The organism is Desulfitobacterium sp., from assembly GCF_035539115.1.
In the GTDB taxonomy this organism is placed as follows: domain Bacteria; phylum Bacillota; class Desulfitobacteriia; order Desulfitobacteriales; family Desulfitobacteriaceae; genus Desulfitobacterium_A.
The window spans coordinates 1-4,372 of the sequence record NZ_DATLJA010000080.1; the positions used below are offsets into that span (position 1 = coordinate 1).

The following is a 4,372-nucleotide window of genomic DNA, read 5'->3' on the forward strand; positions in this document are numbered from 1 at the left end:
GCATCCGACGTAGGGTCCCATGTCAAGTCGACCCCAGTGAAAAGGAGGTAAATGCCCGCTTTACGAGTAATAAAAAAGATCGATGGTGAGGAAAGGAGATTTATCTTAAGTTTCTCAAAATCGTGTCTTGACAAGCGGGGGCATTACACTTCCCTATGTATTACTATTCCGGTTCACCAACGAATGAAAACAAATATCTATATGCTAATGCACCTTCTGGCAACGTCAACACTTGGGTAAGCGTTTCCGGGATTTGGTATCCGTGAGTCACTTAATGCGCAGGGCTTAAATATTTAAATCACCGGCATACTCGCTGCCGGTGATTTAAATTAAAAGGAGATAACGAAATGATAAAAACAAAATCACTTGCCGTGCTAGCTCTTCTGATTTTAATCGTGGTGGCAACGGGGTGTCAAAGACAGGTCGATAAGTCAGGGCAAAGCGCTATCCCGGCGTCTTCCGGGGACAATTCAGCTCGGCATATCCAAAGAAAACTGGACACCAACTTAAGTGTAGACGCAGAGGTGATCGCCCCCTCGACTATTCAAAAGCTCAACACGTACCTTGTAGCCCCGCTTAAGTTAGACACACAGGTACAGACGTTAAAAACTTTGCTTATCGCAAACAGTCAGATCACACAAAAAAAGGAGTTAGACGGAACAGTAGGAAATGCATTTTTTCGAACGATTGATGGAAAATATCTTGGAGTTGGTAGTAAATCTGTTTATTTCGAGACGGCTAACTTCCAACCGTATATTTACCAAATATTATTCCGGTATATTACTCCGGGGAATACGACTTATAACTTAGACCGATTCAGCCAAAACCAGGCTCTTGACTTGCCCTTCATGCCCTATCGGCAGGCTGAAGATAAGGTTATAAAGGAACTTGCCTCCCTAGGAATTTCTGCATATGACGAAGTAGAAACTTATTCGTTGGATTACAAAACCCTGCAAGCCCAGGAAAAGGCCATGAAAGAAAAAGGTGACCTGACCAGCCCAAAAGATGGCAGCATCACGCTAAAGGACCGTTGGAGTGCAGAAGATGATTTATTTTTTATAATTTTCCGCAGCAGCCTTGACAATATCCCTGTTTATCCTTTAGATCATGGTAATGTTGAAAATAATACCATTGTGCAAAGTGGTTATATTTATGCTGCTTATTCCCAAAAAGGATTGGAATTTTTAAAAATTGATTCCTCCTATCAGAAAAAGGCAGTCGATCAGGAAGGCTTGAAGATCATCAGTGCCGAACAAGCGCTGGCTGCTGTCGCGCGCAAATACGGGAATGTTATCTTGACTGATCCCATCACCATTACAGCTATTGAGCTTTATTATGTTCCGACGCTCATCAGGCAATCAAGGGATGAATTTCGTATGGTTCCGTCCTGGTCTTTTAAACTGGAGCAAGTAGTGAAAGACGCTAAGGGTCAACCGCTTACCGTTAATAACAGAATTATCATTGATGCAACAACCGGAGGTGAAATCCTGTGAACAGGCTCTTGGGCAACTTAAGAGTGGATTTTCGCCGGGCTTTTTTTTCATTCGGCTTTCTCCTAGCTGTGGTCGGGATGAGCGCAGCGTTGTTTTTCAGCGCCAGCACAGAGGGTCAAGCGATAGTGTACGACAATGGCGGGGATGTTTTATATCTGTACAGAGTTGCTCATCTTCAAGGATTTTCGATGCTTTCTATAATATTTGCCACGCTACCTTATGCAATTAGTTTTTGCACTGATTGGAACAACCAGTTTATCCGTTCAGCCGTTATTCGGACAAACATTAAAAGTTACGGTATTTCCAAGGTTTTTACCACCGCTTTAGCTGGCGGGAGTGCTGTGGCTCTTGGGGAGGTTCTCTTTATTCTTTTGCTTCGCTTGCATTTCCCATTGGTGGACAGGCAAAGCCCCTTTTTTCAGAACGCTGCCTCGGATCAGGTGTATGGAAGCCTGCTTTCGGGGGGAGATTTTACTGCCTATTTTGCTTCTAAGATTCTGATTAGTTTTTTTGCGGCTGCCTTCTTTGCCGTCCTGGCCCTATGGATTTCGACTTATCTCACTAACGTGTTTGTTACGCTTGCTTCTCCAATCCTCTCCTATTATTTCCTATTAATCTTTACAAGACGAATCGGGTTGCCACAATGGTGTGATTTACAGAGAGTTTTATATGGAACATTCTCTGCGGGTAAGCCGGTTTTCTCCCTGCTCTATTCCATTTTCTTCTTAACGTTTCTGTGTACACTGATGGGAATTATGATCGTTCGGCAAATCAAAAGGAGGCTGGAGCATGGGTAGGATTATTAGAATTTTTTCTTGTAGCGCTCAGAATTTACGCAAATGGTCTGCCAATCCCCGGATCTATGTACTTAGCCTCCTCCTGATTGGATTTCTGGGCGATACCGTCCTACCGATTGCCGACTTTTCCAGTTCTGTGCATGTGCCGGCGACCCCGTGGGTGTTTCCGTATCTCGCACTCAATCAAAAGGTGCTTTTATTGCTCATGCTGGGGATTGTTCTGCTGTTTTGTGATGCACCTTTTATCGACGCCCATCAACCCTATGTCATCATCCGCTCCGGCAAAAGGGATTGGCTTTTGGGTCAGATTATTTATATCATGCTGGCCTCAGCGCTTTACTTTCTTTTTATTGCCTTGATTTCCGTCTTGATGCTGCTCCCTAATTTGACCTTTTCCAGTGAATGGGGGAAGGTTCTGGGAACGTTGGCGCTAACCGATGCGGGGAATCAATTTAAGATTGGATTACCTATCAGTTACCAGTTGCAGTTCACCTACACGCCAATTGCGGCGATGGCGTGGAGCTTCTTTCTGAATTGGTTGGTAGGCACATTTCTGGGGTTGCTCATGTTTGTCCTCAATATGCGTTTTACAAGGGAAATAGGAGCGGTTGTGGCCGCCTCCCTGGTTTTTTTACAGTACTTTTGCTTTGAGGCTAACGGTTTTTTACTGTGGCATTTCTCTCCGGTATCCTGGGCAAGTCTGGGTAATCTGGATACTACCCACACTTCAGCTTTACCGTCACTCATCTATGCGGTCAGTGTTTTAATCGGGCTCAACCTCATGTTAATCTTACTGGCGGTTTTATTCTTCCGTAAAAAGAATATTGATGTATTGCCGCCGATGTAAAGGAGTCGTGAAAAATGGCAGAAAATGTACTGGTTATTAAAGAAGTAACGAAAAAGTTTAAAAATGCTACAGCACTTGACAAGGTATCGGTTTCCTTTGAAGCAGGGAAAATTCACGGTATAATCGGGCGTAACGGTTCGGGTAAGACAGTTTTGTTTAAATGCATCTGCGGCTTCATGCCTCTTACCTCCGGCCAAATTATTATGGACGGCAAGCAAATCGGAAGAGAAATTGATGTACCGCACGACGTTGGCATTATCATTGAAGCGCCGGGGTTTCTGCCCAATTATAGCGGCTACAAAAATCTCAAACTCCTATCGCTTATTCGTAAGAAAATAGACGACACGAGAATAAAAGATACCCTTATGCGTGTAGGATTGGATCCTGAGAGCAAAAAATGGGTTGGCAAGTATTCTCTCGGGATGCGGCAACGCCTTGGCATCGCACAGGCGATTATGGAAGATCCTTCTCTTCTCATATTGGATGAACCAATGAACGGTTTGGATAAGCATGGTGTTGAAGATGTCAGACAGCTTTTGCTGAAGCTTAAAGAGGAGGGAAAAACAATTTTAATTGCCTCACACAGCTCCGAGGATATCGCCAGGCTGTGCGATACGGTATGCGAAATGGACGCAGGGATATTAATGGCTATCCGGTAATCGGTTTTATAATAAAAAACGGTTTGCGGTAACAGCAAAAAATTGCGGTAACTGCAGTATGATTTTCGGCGCAAATGTATTTAGATTATGGTAAAGTAATTGGAGATACTGGAACTTATCGTGTAGCATTAATGCGTGATAATACGTTTGTCGACTATTTCATTGGTTCCGTAGACGTACCTAGGAATGGCTCGGAAAGTGGAAGTTGGAGTTCAGTGAATGCTGGAATTTATTACTTTATCTTTACAAAGACTATTAATGATTGAGCAAGAAAGCGATATGAAAGTTACTGTTGTAACCTCTAGTACAGACGCATTAGAGGTACTGAAAAGCCGAACGTTCGATGTACTGATGTTTGATTTGAATATGCCTGTAATCAATGGATTGGAATTAACCCGGAGAGTAGTCGCGATAAATTCGGATATACCTATTTTGATATATACAGGATACGATATTAGTTCTTATTTTAATATTCTCATAGAAGCACGAGTTTCCGGGTTTATAAGCAAGACAGCATCCAGAGAGCAGCTTGTTACGGCTATTCGCTGTGCTTTACGAGGTGAAGCAGTTATACCT

At 43.3% G+C, this 4,372-nt stretch carries 5 protein-coding genes; all 5 read left to right on the forward strand.

The window, feature by feature from the left end; translation table 11 throughout:
• Positions 1–347 precede the first annotated feature (347 nt).
• Positions 348–1,493 carry a hypothetical protein gene (locus VM640_RS12870; RefSeq protein WP_325392845.1) on the forward strand — a complete coding sequence of 382 codons (1,146 nt, stop codon included), beginning with the start codon at positions 348–350 and terminating at the stop codon, positions 1,491–1,493.
• Positions 1,490–2,290, forward strand: a complete 801-nt coding sequence (locus VM640_RS12875; protein ID WP_325392847.1) for a hypothetical protein — start codon at positions 1,490–1,492, stop codon at positions 2,288–2,290. Before VM640_RS12870 ends, VM640_RS12875 begins: the two co-directional genes overlap by 4 nt.
• Complete coding sequence (locus tag VM640_RS12880) at positions 2,283–3,137, forward strand: hypothetical protein (protein WP_325392849.1); 855 nt, start codon at positions 2,283–2,285, stop codon at positions 3,135–3,137. Before VM640_RS12875 ends, VM640_RS12880 begins: the two co-directional genes overlap by 8 nt.
• 14 nt (positions 3,138–3,151) lie before the next feature.
• Positions 3,152–3,796 (forward strand): ATP-binding cassette domain-containing protein, encoded by a 645-nt coding sequence (locus VM640_RS12885; RefSeq protein ID WP_325392851.1) that lies wholly within the window; start codon positions 3,152–3,154, stop codon positions 3,794–3,796.
• A gap of 219 nt (positions 3,797–4,015) precedes the next feature.
• Positions 4,016–4,372: response regulator (locus VM640_RS12890; protein ID WP_325392853.1), on the forward strand; the 357-nt coding region annotated here is incomplete at its 3' end.

What these genes read in the sequence shown, in the direction of transcription:
- VM640_RS12870 (WP_325392845.1), top strand. Translation starts at nt 348, where the DNA reads ATGATAAAAACAAAATCACTTGCCGTGCTAGCTCTTCTGATTTTAATC.
- VM640_RS12880 (WP_325392849.1), top strand. Translation starts at nt 2,283, where the DNA reads ATGGGTAGGATTATTAGAATTTTTTCTTGTAGCGCTCAGAATTTACGC.
- VM640_RS12885 (WP_325392851.1), top strand. Translation starts at nt 3,152, where the DNA reads ATGGCAGAAAATGTACTGGTTATTAAAGAAGTAACGAAAAAGTTTAAA.